This is a genomic window from Massilia timonae CCUG 45783 (assembly GCF_000315425.1).
GTDB lineage: Bacteria > Pseudomonadota > Gammaproteobacteria > Burkholderiales > Burkholderiaceae_D > Telluria > Telluria timonae.
Genome location: NZ_JH992924.1, coordinates 280908 through 297906 on the forward strand (window position 1 = coordinate 280908; position 16999 = coordinate 297906).

The 16999-nt window shown below is 67.5% G+C and carries 11 protein-coding genes; 5 read left to right on the plus strand and 6 right to left on the minus strand.

Annotated features, from left to right (window positions below; genetic code table 11):
- Window positions 1–37 precede the first annotated feature (37 nt).
- Entirely contained in the window at window positions 38–2758 is a 2721-nt protein-coding gene (locus HMPREF9710_RS16425; RefSeq protein WP_005668166.1) for a bifunctional diguanylate cyclase/phosphodiesterase, read from the plus strand.
- A 74-nt stretch (window positions 2759–2832) separates the two neighbouring features.
- Complete coding sequence (locus HMPREF9710_RS16430; protein ID WP_005668167.1) at window positions 2833–3690, plus strand: endonuclease/exonuclease/phosphatase family protein; 858 nt, start codon at window positions 2833–2835, stop codon at window positions 3688–3690.
- Between the two features lie 3 nt (window positions 3691–3693).
- Here the strand turns inward: HMPREF9710_RS16430 and yghU are convergent, their stop codons facing one another.
- Window positions 3694–4536 (minus strand): glutathione-dependent disulfide-bond oxidoreductase, encoded by an 843-nt coding sequence (gene yghU / locus HMPREF9710_RS16435; protein ID WP_005668168.1) that lies wholly within the window; start codon window positions 4534–4536, stop codon window positions 3694–3696.
- A gap of 208 nt (window positions 4537–4744) precedes the next feature.
- Here yghU and HMPREF9710_RS16440 point away from each other — a divergent pair, with 208 nt between their 5' ends.
- Window positions 4745–6352 (plus strand): family 43 glycosylhydrolase, encoded by a 1608-nt coding sequence (locus HMPREF9710_RS16440; RefSeq protein WP_005668170.1) that lies wholly within the window; start codon window positions 4745–4747, stop codon window positions 6350–6352.
- A gap of 66 nt (window positions 6353–6418) precedes the next feature.
- Here HMPREF9710_RS16440 and rpoH read toward each other — a convergent pair whose 3' ends face one another.
- The 4 genes from rpoH to ftsY all read right to left on the minus strand — a co-directional run bounded on the left by rpoH (window position 6419) and on the right by ftsY (window position 10581).
- On the minus strand, window positions 6419–7309 hold the full coding sequence (gene rpoH, locus HMPREF9710_RS16445) for an RNA polymerase sigma factor RpoH (RefSeq protein WP_005668172.1): 891 nt from the start codon (window positions 7307–7309) through the stop codon (window positions 6419–6421).
- Window positions 7310–7868: 559 nt separating this feature from the next.
- Entirely contained in the window at window positions 7869–8798 is a 930-nt protein-coding gene (gene ftsX, locus HMPREF9710_RS16450; RefSeq protein WP_005668174.1) for a permease-like cell division protein FtsX, read from the minus strand.
- Entirely contained in the window at window positions 8795–9466 is a 672-nt protein-coding gene (locus HMPREF9710_RS16455) for a cell division ATP-binding protein FtsE (RefSeq protein WP_005668176.1), read from the minus strand. The genes ftsX and HMPREF9710_RS16455 overlap by 4 nt, the downstream gene beginning before the upstream one ends.
- Before the next feature lie 14 nt (window positions 9467–9480).
- Complete coding sequence (gene ftsY, locus HMPREF9710_RS16460) at window positions 9481–10581, minus strand: signal recognition particle-docking protein FtsY (protein ID WP_005668178.1); 1101 nt, start codon at window positions 10579–10581, stop codon at window positions 9481–9483.
- Window positions 10582–11022: 441 nt separating this feature from the next.
- Between ftsY and HMPREF9710_RS16465 the strand changes: the two genes are divergently transcribed.
- Together HMPREF9710_RS16465 and HMPREF9710_RS16470 are read left to right on the plus strand one after the other, a co-directional pair.
- Complete coding sequence (locus tag HMPREF9710_RS16465; RefSeq protein ID WP_005668180.1) at window positions 11023–13962, plus strand: LodA/GoxA family CTQ-dependent oxidase; 2940 nt, start codon at window positions 11023–11025, stop codon at window positions 13960–13962.
- The gene (locus HMPREF9710_RS16470; RefSeq protein ID WP_005668182.1) at window positions 13962–15104 is read left to right on the plus strand and encodes a tryptophan 7-halogenase; all 1143 of its coding nucleotides are present in this window, start codon (window positions 13962–13964) and stop codon (window positions 15102–15104) included. The genes HMPREF9710_RS16465 and HMPREF9710_RS16470 overlap by 1 nt, the downstream gene beginning before the upstream one ends.
- On the opposite strand, the gene HMPREF9710_RS16475 is transcribed toward HMPREF9710_RS16470, so the two are convergent.
- Entirely contained in the window at window positions 15101–16801 is a 1701-nt protein-coding gene (locus HMPREF9710_RS16475; protein ID WP_005668184.1) for a thiamine pyrophosphate-binding protein, read from the minus strand. The two genes, HMPREF9710_RS16470 and HMPREF9710_RS16475, sit on opposite strands and share 4 nt — an antisense overlap.
- Window positions 16802–16999: the final 198 nt, after the last annotated feature.

Sequence of the window (16999 nt, forward strand, 5' to 3'; positions counted from 1 at the left end):
ATCTAGACTGGCGGCAACTTTTCCTTTGGCCGCAGCAATGAGTAAACATCCTGGGCTCGCCCCCTACCTGGCGCCCTATCTGGACCCCGCGCGCAGCAACCGCTTCCTGGTCCTGCTGTGGCCGCTGCTGGCCGTGCTGGCATGCAGCGCGCTGTGGGCGGCGACCCTGCTGCGGGTCGAGGCCGAGCAGGAGCGCGTGGCCGGCCAGGCGCGCAAGGACGTCGCGGCCTACGCCGAAGCGTACGAGCAGTACATCACGCGCTCGGTGGCGCAGATGGACCAGATCACGATGCAGCTGAAGTTCAGCTGGGAGAATTCGCGCCAGGCTGGCCTGCTCGACGAGATGCGGCGCGACGGCATGTTCACCGACAGCGCCTTTCACGTGGTGGCGGTGCTCGACCGCGGCGGCGTCGTGCGCTCCAGCACGCGCGCCGGCCTGATCGGCGCCGACCTGGCGCCCAGCGCCTGGTTCAACCATCACCGCGACAACAACTCGACCGCGCTGCGGGTCGGCGCCGCGCCGACGCAGTTCGGCAGCGCCGACGACGTGGTGCTGTTCACGCGCCGCCTCGAAACGCGTGAAGAGGAATTCGACGGCGTGGTACTGATGGCGATCGACGCCCGCTACTTCACGTCCTTCGTCAGCCCGGCCACCATCGGCGCCGGCGGCATCGTGGCGCTGGCCGGCAGCGAAGGGCGTCTGCGGGTCGAGCAGCGCAGCAACGGCGCATCGTTCACGGACGCGGTCGCGCTGCCGCGCCGCGGCGCCGCCTGGTCGGGCGAGCAGGGCGTGCGTCTGGTCGAGGGCGAGGGCGGCTTCGCCGACGGCCAGTCGCGCGTGCTGGGCTGGCGCCAGTCGACCGCCTATCCGCTGGTGGCCCTGGTCGGCCTGCCGCAGCACGCTGCGCTGGAGGCCAACAACGGCTACTGGATCGAGAGCCGCGACCGCGCCATCGTCGCCACCCTGTGCCTGTTGCTGCTGGGCGCGGTCGGGGCGGCGCTGGCGCGGCGCGCCGTGGCGCGCGCCAGGGAACAGGACGAGGTGCGGCGCGCCTACCGCGCGGCCACCGAGAGCGGCAACGATGGCTTCTACATGGCCTCGGCGGTGCGCGCGCGCGACGGCCAGATCACGGATTTCCGCATCGTCGACTGCAACGAGCGCGGCGCCTTCTTCTATGGCGTGACGCGCGACGAACTGGTCGGGTCGAGCCTGACCGGGATCGACAGCGGCCTGTTCGGCGAGGACCTCCTCGGCACCTACCGCAAGGCGATGGACAGCGGCTTTCATGAAGACGACCGCAGGATGCCGAGCGATAACCGGCTCAATATCAGCTGGGGCCGCCGGCGCCTGGTACGGGTCGGCAACGGCCTGGCGGTGACCCTGCAGGACATCAGCGAGCGCAAGGCGCACGAGGCCCAGCTCGAGCGCTTGGCCAACGAAGATTCGCTGACCGGCCTGGCCACCCGCCACGCCTTCCTGGAGCGCATGCCGGCCATGCTGGCCCAGGCGCAGGAAGCCAGCGCCGGCAACGGCGCCAGCGCCGCGCTGCTGTTCATCGACCTGGACGAGTTCAAGCATGTCAACGACACCCACGGCCACGCCACCGGCGACCAGCTGCTGAAGGCCGCCGCCGGCCGCCTGCTGTCCTTGCTGCGTCCGGGCGACGGGGTGGCGCGCTTCGGCGGCGACGAATTCGTGGTGCTGCTGTCGCCCTGCGACGGCGAGCGCCAGGCCGCCTCGGTGGCCTCGCGCATCGTCGAGGCTTTCGCCGTGCCGTTCCTGATCGGCGACGAGCTGCACGCCGTGGGCTCCTCGATCGGCATCAGCCTGTATCCGCGCGACGGGCTGGATGCCGAGACCCTGGTCAGGCACAGCGACATCGCCATGTACGTCGGCAAGAACGAGGGCAAGGGGCAATACCGCTTCTTCGATCCCTCGCTGTCGTCGACCCTCAACTCGCGCGCGCGCCTGAAGCAGAACATGCTCGAAGCGCTCGAGGCCGACCAGTTCGTGCTGCACTACCAGCCGCGCGTGGATGCGCGCAGCGGAGAATTGCTGAGCATGGAAGCGCTGGTGCGCTGGCGCCATCCGTCCCTGGGCATGGTGGCGCCGGGCGAATTCATCCCGCTGGCCGAAGCCACCGGGCTGATCGTGCGCATCGGCGAGACCGTGATCGACAAGGCCTGCGCCCAGCTGGCCGCCTGGCGCGAGGCCGGCGTGGCGCTGGTGCCGGTCTCGATCAACGTCTCGCCCAAGCAGTTCCTGCGCGGCGGCGTGCAGCGCCAGCTGAGCGCGGCGCTGGTCAAGCACCGGGTGCCGGCCAGCCTGATCGAAGTCGAGATCACCGAGTCGGCGATGATGGGCGACCAGGACGACATCCTGGCCGAGCTGGCGGCCCTGCGCGCGCTCGGGGTGAAACTGCATGTGGACGATTTCGGCACCGGCTACTCGTCGCTGTCGCAGCTGCAGCGTCTCAAGATGGACGTGCTGAAGGTCGACCGCGCCTTCACCACCGAGCTGGCCAATTCGAAGGAGGGCAAGGTGTTCTTCCAGGCCATCGTGTCGATGGCGCACGCGCTGGGCATGTCGGTGGTGGCCGAGGGCGTCGAAACCGAGGAACAGCTGGCGATCCTGCGCCACCTCGATTGCAACGAGGTGCAGGGTTACTTTATCGCGCGTCCGGTGCCGGCCGAGGAGATGGCGGCGATGATGGAGCGGCGTTATCTGCTGGACGCGCAAACCGCCCCCGCTGTTTAGTAAAGAACATAAACTGCGCCGTCATGAGGTCTTGTTGGTCGCCATGGCCTGCCGACTGTGCTTAACTCGACGCCATGAAGATTGTTTGCTCCCTGTTCGCTGCATTCGCCATGCTGATCGGCGTGGCCTGCGCGCCCGCCGCCGCATTCGAGCGGGGCGAGCCCATGAACGTCGCCAGCTTCAACCTGCGCTATGACAATCCCCAGGATGGCCCCAACGCCTGGCCGGCGCGCAGGGAGATGGTCAAGGCGCTGATCCGCCATCACGAATTCGACATCGTCGGCACCCAGGAGGGACTCGCCGGCCAGGTCGCCGACCTGGCGCAGATGGAAGAATTCGACCACGTCGGCGTCGGCCGCGACGATGGCAAACAGGCCGGCGAGCATTCGGCCATCTTCTTCCGCAAGAGCCGCTTCGCGCTGCTGGACAAGGGCGATTTCTGGCTCAGCGAAACGCCCGACCGGCCCTCGCTGGGCTGGGATGCGACCTGCTGCCATCGCATCGTCTCGTGGGCCAGGCTGCGCGAACGCGCCAGCGGCCGGGTGTTGTACGTGTTCTCGGCGCACTTCGACCATGAAGGCGTTGTCGCGCGCCGTGCATCGAGCGAGCTGTTGCTGCGCAAGATCGCCGAGATCGGCCGCGGCGAGCCGGCCATCTGCACGGGCGACTTCAATTCGACGCCCGACACCCCGCAGATGCGGGCGATGGCGACGACGATGCGCGACGCCTACCAGGTCAGCCGCACGCCGCCGTACGGGCCGGTCGGCACCTATAACGGCTTCCGGCTCGATGCGCCCATGCGCGACCGCATCGACTACATCTACGTCGACCGCCACTTCGAGGTGCTCAAGTACGCGGCCCTGGGCGATTCGCTCCACGGCCGCTATCCGTCCGACCACCATCCGGTGGTCGCGCGGGTGCAGTTCAGGTAGCGCTCAGTCGAGGTCGGCCGCGTCGTGTCGCTCGTGCACCTGGTCGGCTTCGGGGCCGAACGAGCGGTTGACCTTGCGTCCACGGATGACGGCCGGCCGCGCGGCGATCTCGTCGGCCCAGCGTTTGACATGTCTGTATTCGTGCACGGAGAGGAATTCGGCCGCCTCGTACAGCTGGCCCAGCACCAGCCCGCCATACCAGGGCCAGATCGCCATGTCGGCGATCGTGTACTCCTCGCCCGCGACGAAGCGCTTGTCGGCCAGATGGCGGTCGAGCACGTCGAGCTGGCGCTTGGTTTCCATCGCGTAGCGGTCGATCGGGTACTGCAGCTTTTCCGGCGCATAGGCATAGAAGTGACCGAAACCGCCGCCGACAAAAGGAGCCGAACCCATCTGCCAGAACAGCCAGTTCATGGTCTCGGCGCGCGCCAGGCCGTCCTTCGGCAGGAAGGCGCCGAATTTTTCGGCCAGGTAGACCAGGATCGAGCCGGATTCGAACACGCGCACGGGTTCTGCGCCACTGCGGTCGACCAGGGCCGGAATCTTCGAATTGGGGTTGGCCTCGACGAAACCGCTCGAGAACTGCATGCCTTCGTTGATGCGGATGAGCCAGGCATCGTACTCGGCGCCGCTGTGGCCGGCCGCCAGCAATTCTTCCAGCAGGATCGTCACCTTCACGCCGTTCGGCGTGGCCAGCGAATACAGCTGCAGCGGATGCTGGCCGACCGGGAGTTCCTTGTCGTGGGTCGGGCCTGCGACCGGGCGGTTGATGCTGGCGAAGGTTCCGCCCGACGAAGCGGGCGGGGTCCAGACTTTCGGTGGGACGTAGGATGCTTGGTCAGCCATGGGGTCTCCTTGAACCTGGTCAAAGAAATCATTCTAGCCAATGGGAGAGAAACGCGTTGGCGCGCCCCCGAAAAGGGGCGGGCGGCCTGCCATTTGCTGCAAGATTCGTACAATTTTCCGCAATCCCCCGGGAGAAAAGGCTGCTGGCGCTGGCTTCGGCGCGCGGGATTTCCTATCCTGTCCCGTCCACCACGAGAAAGACCAGGACATGACGAAACCCTCGCGTCGCGACGCCTTCAAGATCCTGCTGGCGGGCGCCAGCCTGCCGGCGCTGCCCATGGCGGCAGCGGCATCGATTGATTGCCAGGCAGGCGGGCAGGCCTGGCGCCGCGGCATCGAAGGCCAGCGCCGGGCCGACCAGGGCGACGGCACCTACCTGAATCCCATCATCGCCGGAGACCATCCCGACCCCACCGTGCTCAAGGACGGCAAGGACTACTACCTCACGTATTCTTCCTTCTATTCCTACCCTGGCCTGGTGATCTGGCATTCGACCGACCTGGTCAACTGGCGCCCGGTCGCGCCGGCGCTGAGCAAACCCCTGGGGACGATCTGGGCCGTCGACCTGTGCAAGCACGATGGCCGCTATTTCATCTACATCCCGGCCGCGCCGGACGGCAAGCCGTGGTCGATCTACGCGATCTGGGCCGACCGCATCGAGGGGCCGTGGAGCGATCCGGTCGACCTCAGGATTGCCGACTGCATCGATCCCGGCCACGTGGTGGGCGAGGACGGCAAGCGCTACCTGTTCGTCAACGGCATCCGCAAGATTCGGCTCGCCGACGATGGCCTGGCCACTGATGGCCGCCTCGAGAAGGCCTATGAACCCTGGCGCTATCCGGCCGACTGGATCGTCGAGAACTTCGCGCCCGAAGGGCCGAAGCTGCTGCGGCGCGGCAAATGGTTCTATCTGGTGACGGCGGTCGGCGGCACCGCCGGCCCGGTCACCGGCCATATGGTGATCGCGGCGCGCTCGACCTCGGTGCATGGACCATGGGAACACTGTCCGCACAACCCGCTGGTGCGTTCGCTGGGCACGGCCGAACCGTGGTGGTCGCGCGGCCATGCGACCCTGGTCGAGGGGCCGGCCGGCGACTGGTGGATGATCTATCACGGCTACGAGAACGTCTACCGCACCCTGGGGCGGCAGACGCTGCTGGAGCCGATCGAGTGGACGGATGATGGCTGGTTCCACGCCATGGGCGGCGACCTGTCGCGGCCATTGCCGATGCCGAAGGGAGGGAAGGCCGGCCCGGCCGGCCAGGCGCTGTCCGACGATTTCAGGCGCGACCGTTTCGGCGTGCAGTGGGCCTTCCACGATCCGGCGCTGGACGAGATGCGCCGCGCGCGTTACATCGACAAGGGCCTGCGGATCGCCGGTCGCGGCGCGTCGCCGGCCGACAGCCGGCCGCTGACCTGCGGCGTCGGCGACCGCGCCTACGAGGTGGAGGTGACGCTCACCCTGGAGGGAGAGGCCGAAGCCGGCCTGCTGCTGTTCTACAGCCAGAAAGCCTTCGTCGGCATCGGGTTCACGCGCGACGAGGTCAAGACCTTCCAGTACGCCGAAGAACAGGGCTGGGCGCGGGGCAAGCGCAAGACGTCCTCGGTAAGGGTGCGGATGACGAACGACGAGCACGTCGTCACCTGGCGCTACTCGCACGACGGCGGCAAGACCTGGACCCTGCACGGCACGCGGATGGAAGTATCGGGCATCCACCACAATGTGTTCGGTGGCTTCCTGAGCCTGAAGGTCGGCGTCTATTGCGCCGGCGCCGGCGCGGTAACGCTCGGCGATTTCCGCTACCGGGCGCTGTGAGTGCGGGACTGACAGCGCCAAAGAAAAACCCCGCCTAAGCGGGGTTCCCGATGGGGCAGGGCAGGCTTACACGTAAGCCGCCAGCGCGCCTTTCATCTTCTTGAGCGCGGCCGATTCGATCTGGCGGATGCGCTCGGCCGACACGCTGAACTCTTCGGCCAGCGTATGCAGCGTGGCGCCCGAGCCGTCGTCGTTGGCCAGCCAGCGCGCCTCGATGATGCGGCGCGAACGCGGGTCGAGCTTGCCCAGCGCCGTTTCCAGGCCTTCGGACTGCAGGCGGGTGACCTGCTCGGCCTCGAGCACCTTGGTCGGTTCCTGCTGGTCCGACGACAGGTAGGCGATCGGCGAGAACTTGTCGTCTTCGTCGTCGGTCGGCGACTCCAGCGCGATGTCGCGGCCCGACAGGCGGGTTTCCATCTCGATCACTTCTTCGCGCTTGACGCCCAGCAGCTTGGCGAGGTCGTCGACCTGGCCCGGCGACATCGCGTCCAGGCCGGTCTTGTTGCTGCGCAAGTTGAAGAACAGCTTGCGCTGGGCCTTGGTCGTGGCGACCTTCACCAGGCGCCAGTTCTTGAGGATGTATTCATGCATCTCGGCCTTGATCCAGTGCATGGCGTACGACACCAGGCGCACGCCCTGGTTCGGGTCGAAGCGCTTGACCGCCTTCATCAGGCCGATATTGCCTTCCTGGATCAGGTCGGCGTGCGGCAGGCCATAGCCCAGGTAGCCGCGCGCGATCGATACCACCAGGCGCAGGTGCGACAGCACCAGCTTTTGCGCGGCGTCGAGATCGTGGTCGTCGCGCAGCCGCTTTGCCAGCGATACCTCTTCTTCGTGCGTGAGCATCGGCAGGCGGTTGACGGCCGAGATATAGGCGTCGATATTGCCCAGATTGCCGGTGAAACCCAGTCCCAGAGCACGACTGCCGGTCGGAACCAATGCGGATTGTGCGGACATATTCATTTCCCTCGTAGTAATCTTGCTACATCCTTAATGTGCCATAACTTATTGCCTTGCGGCACTGCTGTTACGGCTTGTTACCTGGATGCGTGACTTGAATTTCGATTGCCTTGGACCATATATTAGCACTCCCCCGAGGTGAGTGCTAGAAGTGGTCCCGGCGCTTAAGATTGTTCAAAGTATTGCTCTCGGGAATCGAATTGCCGACGGTTCCACTGTAGAGCAGGTATTGCTTGTCCAGTTGATTCGGCTCAAAAGTGAGCCAGGAATGACTGGAATAACGTTAGACACAGATTACGGCCGCAGCGGCACGTATTCTGTTGAATGGCGCACGTACCCACGGCGCAGCCTGTAGGACTTATGCGCGTGGAAGCGTAGGGGATGGCAGCTAGGCCGTAGGATTCACTGCGGTGTCATGCGACGCGGTCTTGTCCGGTAAAGGGGCAGGCAGCCACACAGGAGGGCCGCCTAGCCCTGCTACACCAGATGGTGACGCTTATCGCGTTTTCAATACCATCTCGACAGTTTTTTTCAATGCAACTTTGTAGGACCGCGTTCAACGCTGGCGCGCCAGGTGACGCCGCACCGACAGCAGGGCGCCGACCAGGCCCAGCCCGGCGCTGATCGCCAGCAGGCCGGCGATTTCGAGTCCACCCAGCGGCATCAGCTGGAAATTCGAGCCGTACAGCCGGGCGAACTCCCCGATCGCGCCGTTCAGCGGGCGCAGGGCCAGGGTCACCGCGCCCAGCGCCACCGCGCCGGCGCACAGGCCGAGCAGGGCGCCGGTGTAGAAGAACGGACGGTGGATGAAATCGTTGGTCGCGCCCAGCAGTGTCGAGACCGAGATTTCTTCTTTCTGGGTCAGCACCTGCAGGCGGATCGTATTGAACACGACCGCGATCACGACGATGCCCAACGTGGCCGCCAGCAGCAGCAGCGCCAGGCGCAAGATGGCCAGCATCGCGGCCAGGCGCTTGACCCAGCTTGAGTCGACCTGCACCGTCGCCACGCCCGGCAGTTCGCCCAGGCGCTCGGTAATCAGGTCTACCTGGGCGGCGGCGCCGGCGCTGGCGAAGCCTTCCAGCTTCATTACGTAGCTGTCGGGCAAGGGGTTATCGCCCAGGGTTTCCAGCACGTCGCCCAGGCCGCTACGCTCCTTGAGCGAAGCGAGCGCCTGCTCGCGCGGCACGAAGGCGATTTCCGCCTCTTGTCCACCCTGCGGCGCGACGATCTGGCGGATGCGCGGCGCCAGCGCTTCGGCATCGGCGCGGCTGGCGTCGTCGCGCATGAACAGGCTGATCTCGGGATCGACCGACAATTGCTCGGACAGCGGACGCACATTGTCGAGCAGGGTGATGCCCGCGAACGGCAGGGTCAGCGCGAGCGCGACCACCAGCACGTTGAACAGGAAGCTGCCGGGCGACTTGCGCACCGTCGACAGCGCGGCCCCGAGGGCGAAGCGGTGCTGGCGCAGCCACGGGCTCATGCCGCACCTCCGACCAGCTGGCCCTGCTCGAGGCGGATCACCCGCGTGCTGCCTGCCAGCACCTGCTCGTCATGGGTCGAAATGACGCAGGTGACGCCGGCGGCGTGGAAGGCGCGCAGCGCGTCGAGCACCTTGTCGGCCGCCACGCGGTCGAGATTGGCGGTCGGCTCGTCGGCCAGGATGATCTGCGGCCGGTTGACGATCGCGCGCGCGACCGCCACTCGCTGCTGTTCGCCGCCCGACAGTTCGAGCGGCATCGCCCTGGCGCGGTCGAGCAGGCCGACCCGGTCGAGCGCGGCGCGGGCGCGCTGCGCCGCGTCCGCGGTGCGGGCGCCCGTGACGAGGAGGGGCAGCATGGTGTTGGCCAGGATGTTGCGGTCGTTGAGCAGGCGCTGCTGCTGGAAGACGATGCCGATGTTCCGGCGCAGGAACGGAATCCCGGCCGGCTTGATGCGGCCGATGTCCTGGCCGTTGACGATCACCTTGCCGCTGCTGGGGCGCTCGACCGCCGCCACCATCTTCATGAGGGTCGACTTGCCGGCGCCCGATGGGCCGGCCAGGTAGACCAGCTCGCCCTTGGCGATGTCGAGCGAGACGTCGTGCAGCGCATAGGCGCCGCGCGCATCGCCGTGGGTGTACTGTTTGGATACCGACTGGAATGCGATCATGGGTCCCCGTTCCGTCAGCCGAGCAGCGCTTCGACGAATTCTTCGGCGTTGAACGGCTGCAGGTCTTCCAGCTTCTCGCCGACGCCGATGAAGTACACGGGGATCGGACGGGTGCGGGCGATCGCCGCCAGCACGCCGCCCTTGGCGGTGCCGTCCAGCTTGGTCACGACCAGGCCCGTGAGCTGCAGGGCGTCGTCGAAGGCCTTCACCTGGGCCAGCGCGTTCTGGCCGGTATTGCCGTCGATGACGAGCAGGGTCTCGTGCGGGGCGCCGTCCATGCCCTTGCCGATCACGCGCTTGATCTTCTTGAGCTCTTCCATCAGGTGCAGCTGGGTCGGCAGGCGGCCGGCGGTGTCGATCATGACGACGTCGGTGCCGCGTGCCTTGCCCGACTGCACCGCGTCGAAGGCGACGGCGGCCGGATCGCCCGACTGCTGCGAGATCACGGTGACGTTGTTGCGCTGGCCCCAGACCATCAATTGCTCGCGTGCGGCGGCGCGGAAGGTGTCGCCGGCGGCCAGCAGCACCGACTGGTCGAAGCTTTGCATATGCTTGGCCAGCTTGCCGATGGTGGTGGTCTTGCCGGCGCCGTTGACGCCCGAGATCATCATCACCAGCGGTTCGTGGCGGCCCAGCTCCAGCGGCTTCTGCAACGGTTGCAGCAGCTCGATCATCAGCGCCTTGAGCGCGGCCTTGACGGCGGCGGCGTCCAGCAGCTTGTCTTCCTTGACCTTGCGCCGCAGTTCGCCCAGCAGATGTTCGGTGGCGTCCATGCCGGCGTCCGACATCAGCAGCGCCGCCTCGAGTTCCTCGTACAGGTCTTCGTCGATGCGGGCGCCGACGAACAGCAGCGACAGGTTGCTCGAGGTCTTGGACAGGCCGGCCTTCAGGCGCGCCATCCACGAGGTCTTCTTTTCAAGCTCGGTGGTCGGGCGTTCGGCGGTTTCGGGGAACAGGTTGGCGCCTTCGTGCAGGACGCTGGCTTCGGCGGCGATCGGGGCCGCGGCGATGGGCGCCGGGGCCGAAGCGGGGGCGGGCGCAGGCGGCGCGGCCGGCACGACCGGTTCCGGCGCCGGTGTGTCAGGCGCTTTTTTTCTTTTGAAGAAGCTAAACATAGTGTCTGGTGGCGGGACTGCGTGCGGACGCCGGCGTGGCCGGCGATGAAAAAACTAGCGAATATTTTACCAGAGCAGCAATACGGTCTTGCATTGCACGCGAGCGACACCACGCTTGCACGCCAGTATCGCCTTCCTGAAGCCTTGCCGGAATCCAATCGTTCATGCTGGCGGCATGCCCGGTGTCGCTGCGGCGCATCGGATGCCGCTCGATCGTTGCGCGGGCGCATACAAGAACCGGTAAAGATGAAAACTACGAGTAGATTTTCGAAAAATACTGCAGTAGTATTTTTTCGCAATAAATTGCCCTCTCGACAGGGTATGAACACCTCGTCCTCTTCGTAGTCCAGCACCCGTTCCAATGCAGCACCGCGGTCGTCTCACCAGCCGGACCACCATCGCCACCGATGCGATGCCCTGCAACCCCAATTGGATTCCGCCATGACCAAACCGAACGACGCAGCGCCTCCCTGTTTCACGCAGCCGGACCAGTCCGCGCAACGCCTGACCGAACTGTTCGTCGACGTTTCCCAGAAGCGGCACATCGAGAACGACCCCGGACCCGCGCGGCGCGCGGTGTTCCGCAAGCAGCATGGCGTGGCCAGCGGCCGGCTGGAAGTCTTGCCGTCGATTCCGGCCGACCTGAAGGTCGGCGTGTTCCGCCATGCGCGGCTGGACGCATGGATGCGTTTTTCGAGCGACATCAAGCCCACCGATCCCGACCTGCGTTCGACGGTCGGCGTCGGCATCAAGCTGTTCGGCGTCGCCGGCCCGAACGGGCTGGGCGAGGAAGGCGATACCGCCGACTTCATCATGCAGAACTTCCCGGTGTTCTTCGCCGACGATTGCGCGGAGATGCTCGACTTCACTTATGCGAGCTTGATCGCCAAGGACGACGACGGCTACCTGGCCAAGCATGAGCGCATGTCCCGCCTGTTCGACCGCATGGCGAAGGTCGAGTCGAGCGTGCTGACGGCCACCTACTGGGCGATCCTGCCGTTCAGGGCGGGCGAGCAGTTCGTCAAGTACCGGCTGGAACCGGAAACCGAGTCCGACCGGATCGCCGGCAGCGGCAACGATTACCTGGGCACCGACATGGCGCGCCGCCTGGCGCGGCGCGAATACCGGTTCCGCTTCATGGTCCAGCGCCGCACCGACCCCGACAACATGCCGCTCGACCAGGCGACCGTCGAATGGAGCGAAAAGACCAGCCCGTTCGTGCAGGTGGCGACCCTGATCCTGCCGCAGCAGGACATCTGCACCCGCGGCCAGGCCGAATATGGCGACGCGCTGTCCTTCAACATCTGGCGCGTGCCGCCGGAGCAGACGCCGGTCGGCTCGATCGCCGAAGCGCGCAAGATCGCCTACGCGGCCAGCGCGCACGCGCGGCGCGAGGCCAACGGCCAGCCGCAGGAAGAGCCGCGCCAGCCGCGCGCGAGCTGTCCGTTCTCGGCGGGCCGGCCGGCGCCCGACGCCGACACCTGCATCGTCCAGGCGGTGATCCATCCGGCGATCGGCATCGCGCGCGTGGGGTCGAGCGAGGACGAATGGTTCCTGGGCCCGGAAGTGCGCAATCCGCCGGCCCAGCCGCCCGGCTTCTATCGCGACGCGCATCACAAGCTCAAGCGCCAGGCGGTGCGCTTCCGCGTCTACGGCGTCAACGCCAAGGGCCATATCGTGCGCGAACTGACGCCGGACGACGCGAAGATCGAGTGGAAGGTCCAGCTGGCCAACACCAAGTCGGCCTGGTACGGCTTCCAGCTGGCGCTGGACATTCCCGAAGCCGCCTGGGCGCCGCCGACGACGCTGCGCAATCCCGGCGTCGCCGAGCGCGACAGGCTGGCGATCACGCCGGCGGCGCGCACGGTGACGGGACGCGACGCCGCCCCGCGCCGCTTCGACGACGGCCGCTTCATGGACAAGCCGGTCTACCTGGGCGAGATCTTCACCGACGACCAGGGACGCCTGATCGTGCTGGGCGGGCACGGCGCCGCCGCCTCGTACGACGGCAGCCGCGCGGTCACCTTCGCCAACAACGAGGCCTGGCATGACGACGTCGCCGACGGTCCGGTGAGCGCCGACGTGGAATACCAGGGCATGCGCCTGAACGTCGTGCCGGCGTGGGTGGTCGTGGCGCCGCCGAACTACGGCCCGCAGCGGCAGTCGGTGCGCACCATGTGGGACCTGATGCGCGACGTGGCCATCAACGCCGGCATGCTGCCGCGGCCCAGGCGGCCCAGTTTCACCTTCGACATCCTGCCGATCTTCGAGCGGATGGCCGGGCTGCAGTGGGTCAATGCCGGCTTCGCGTCGGGATTCGGCTGGAAGGGCGCGAACGACCTCACCAGCGCCGAAGCGCTCGCGCGCCTGTCCGATGGCGGCGGCGCCAGCGCCGAACTGCGGCACCTGGTCGCGAACCAGTTCCGCGACGACGCCGTCGACGGCGCCTCGCCCAAGCCCTGGCCCTGGCTGTACGGCGACGCGATGAACGTGCCGCCGGCCGCCACGCCGCGCCAGAACGCCTCGCTGTCCGGCACGCAGATGCAGATGCTGGCGCAGTGGGCGGCGGGCGACTTCATCGAGGACTACGACCCCGAGCGGCGCTGGCCGGCCAGCCTGGACGAGGTGCCGCTGGCCGAGCAGGGCGATACGCTGACGCGGGCGGCGCTCGAATTCGCGCTGGCCGACGCCTTCCACCCCGGCTGCGAAATGACCTGGGTCACGCGCCAGCCGAGCATGTACATGGAACCGTTCCGCTTCGCCCACGCCCTGGACGGCTGGATCGCGCCGCAACCGGCGCAGGTCCTGACCCCGGAAGCGATGCAGATCACCGACGGCCCCTTCGCCGGCCAGCAGCCGGGCGGCATCACGCGCTGGATGGCGGTGCCCTGGCATACGGACACGGCCAGCTGCAAGTCGGGCTACGTGCCGGAGTACGACCCGTATATTCCGACCTTCTGGCCGGCGCGCGTGCCCAACGAGGTGCTCACCAGGGAGAACTACAGGATCGTCATGGACGAGCGCAAGCCGCTGGGCGAGCGGCTCGCCGCCTTCGCCGACCGCGCGGGCTGGAGCGACCCGCTGGGCGACGCGAACACGAGCTACACGGACAAGATCAACAACATGATCCATCACTTCGACAAGCTCGGCGTGGTCGAGTCGCATCCGGGGCCATCCGACCGCGCGCACTTCCCGGCGCTGATCGAGGTCGAGGACCAGCATCCGAAGATCAAGGACATGGCGGCGCCCGACGCCCACCGGTCGCACGATGCGGCGCAGCCGGGGCTGCGCATCGGCGCCCGCAGCAGCGCGCAGCGGCGCGAGCCCGAGCCGGGCACCATCGAGAAGGTGCGGCGCTTCCCGCACGGGCTGCCGGGCTGATGCCGGCCGGGGACGCGCTCGACGTCGGCATCGATGCCGACGTCGTCGTGCTGGGCGCCGGGCCGGCCGGGTGCGCGCTGGCGCTCAACCTGGCGCCCTTCAGGCGGGTGCTGGTGCTCGACAAGGGCGGCCCGGCGCCGCGCCGCGTGGGCGAGGCGCTGCCGGCCGCCGCCGGCCGGCTGCTGCGCGACATGCGTCTCGAGCGCGACTTCCTGGCGCAGGGGCATGCCGCCTGTCACGTGACGCGCTCCTGCTGGGGCTCGTCCGCCCTGGTGGAGCAGGATGCCTTGCGCAATCTCGATGGGCCGGGCTGGCACCTGGACCGCGCGCGCTTCGATGCCTGGCTGGCCGACGTGGCGCGCACGCGCGGCGCCGCCCTGCTGGCCGGGACGCGCCTGGCCGGGCTGCGCCGCATCGACGACGGGGGAGCGCGCTGGCAGCTCGAAGTGCGGCGCCATGGCCAACCCTTGCAGATCCGGGCCGGCCTGGTGGTCGACGCGAGCGGCAGGGATGGGGTGCTGGCGCGCCACGTCGGCGCGCGGCGCCAGGCGCGGGGCAAGCTGGTCTGCGGCTGGCTGTTCGGCCGCGACGACGGCGCCGCGACCGGCGCCAGCGAGCTGCACGCCGAGGAGGACGGCTGGTGGTACACGGCGTCGTTGCCTGAACAGAGACGCCTGCTGGCCTTCTACACCGATGCCGACCTCCCGGCGGCGCGTTGCGCGCATACCGGCCCGGCCTTGCTGGCACGGCTGGCGCGCACGCCGGCGCTGCGCGCCAGCCTGGCCGGTGCGCGCTTCGATCCCGAGGACGGACACGGTTTTTGCGCCGCTCACGGCGCCGCGCTGGATCGTCCCTGGGGCGATGGCTGGCTCGCGGTCGGCGACGCCGCGCTCGCCTTCGATCCCCTGTCGTCCCAGGGCCTGTTCAATGCCCTGTACACCGGACTCGCCGGCGCCGAGGCGGCGCATCGGTATCTGGAAGGAGAGGCCGGCGCGCTGGAGGACTACGGCGGCGAGACCGCCCGCATCGACCTGGCCTACCGCCGCCACCTGGACGCGTGGTATCGGATGGAAACCCGCTGGCCCGGCCACGCGTTCTGGCGCCGGCGCCTGGACGCGGCGCCGTCGGCCGTGCCGGCCTAGCGGGCAGCCCTGGCGCTTTCCGCCTGCCGGCGGATCGTCTCCAGGGTGGCGTTCGGGGTGATCAGGTTGCCGTCGTAGCGCAGCTCGATCACGGCCGGCAGCTGGTGCTGTTCCGCATGCTCGAGCGCGCGCCGCAGCGCCGGCGCGAAATCCCCGGTCTTGTCGACGACTTCTCCATGGCCGCCGTAGGCGCGCGCCAGCGCGGCGAAGTCCGGATTGTGCAGGCCGGTGCCCGACACGCGGCCCGGGTAGGTGCGTTCCTGGTGCATGCGGATGGTGCCGAACATATTGTTGTTGAACACCAGGATTACCACGCCGGCGCCGTACTGGACGGCGGTCGCCAGTTCCTGGCCCGTCATCATGAATTCGCCGTCACCGGCGAAGGTCACCACGGCGCGCTCCGGCCACACGATCTTGGCGGCCACGCCGGCCGGCACGGCGTAACCCATCGCGCCATTGGTCGGCGCCAGCTGGGTGCGCATGCCGCCGTAGCGATAGAAGCGGTGCGCCCACGAGGCGTAGTTGCCGGCGCCGTTGGTGATGACGGCGTCGCGCGGCAGTTGATCCATCAAGTCCTGCACCACCTGCCACAGGTCGAGCGGCACGCCTTCCTTGAGCAGCGCCGGCTGCGCCTGCCAGGCGGCCAGATCGGCCTTGGCCTCGGCCACGCTGTCCTGCCAGGCGGTGGCGTCGACCGGCTCCATCGCGGCCAGCATGGCGCAGGCTTGCGGCATGCCGCTGGCGATCATGAGTTCGCCCTGGTAGACGCTGCCCAGCTCTTCCGGGTCCGGGTGGATGTGGACCAGGCGCTGGCGCGGCACCGGCGAATCGAGCAGCGTGTAGCCGCCGGTCGTCATCTCGCCCAGGCGCGGGCCGATGGCGATCACCAGGTCGGCTTCTTTGACGCGCGCGGCCAGCTTGGGGTTGATGCCGATGCCGACGTCGCCGGCGTAATTTGGGTGCGCGTTGTCGAGCAGGTCCTGGAAGCGGAAGGTGCAGCCCACCGGCAAGCGGTTTGCTTCGGCGAAGCGGGCCAGGTCGGCGCAGGCCTGCGCGTTCCAGGTGCCGCCACCCAGCAGCACGATCGGACGCCGGGCGTCTTGCAGCATGGCGCGCAGGCGGGCGATCTGCTCGCCCGTTGGCGCGCCGTGCGACGGCTGGTAGGGACGGGTGTCGGCTACTGCCGCCGTCGACACCAGCATGTCTTCCGGCAGCGCCAGCACCACCGGGCCGGGACGGCCGCTGGTGGCCACCTGGAAGGCGCGCGCCAAATATTCCGGGATGCGGTCGGCGCGATCGATCTGGGCCACCCATTTCACCATCTGGCCATACATGCGGCGATAGTCGATTTCCTGGAAGGCTTCGCGGTCGACGAAGTCGTTGCCGACCTGGCCGATGAACAGGATCATCGGGGTGGAGTCCTGATAGGCGGTGTGCACGCCGATCGAGGCGTTGGTGGCGCCGGGACCGCGGGTGACAAAGCAGATGCCGGGTTTGCCCGTCATCTTGCCGTAGGCCTCGGCCATGAATGCCGCGCCCCCTTCCTGGCGGTTGATCACGAAGCGGATGTTCGAGTCGTGCAGCGCATCGAGCACGTCCAGGTAGCTTTCGCCGGGGACGCCGAAGGCGGTGTCGACGCCGTGGACGTGGAGCGCATCGACCAGGAGCTGGCCGCCGGTGCGGGAAGGGTGGGTCATGGAGAGGTCATCCTTGAGGTTTTGGCATCTTCGGCATTCTATGTGAGCACGCCCGTGTCGGCTTTTGAAATGGCGACACTAAATTTCAGATTTCTTTTAGCGCTATTAGTTGCTGGAATGCGACGTGGATATGCATACAGAATAGCAATTAGGAAATTTATGTTTTCAGATTGACACTGATGTTTTCCAGTATTTATA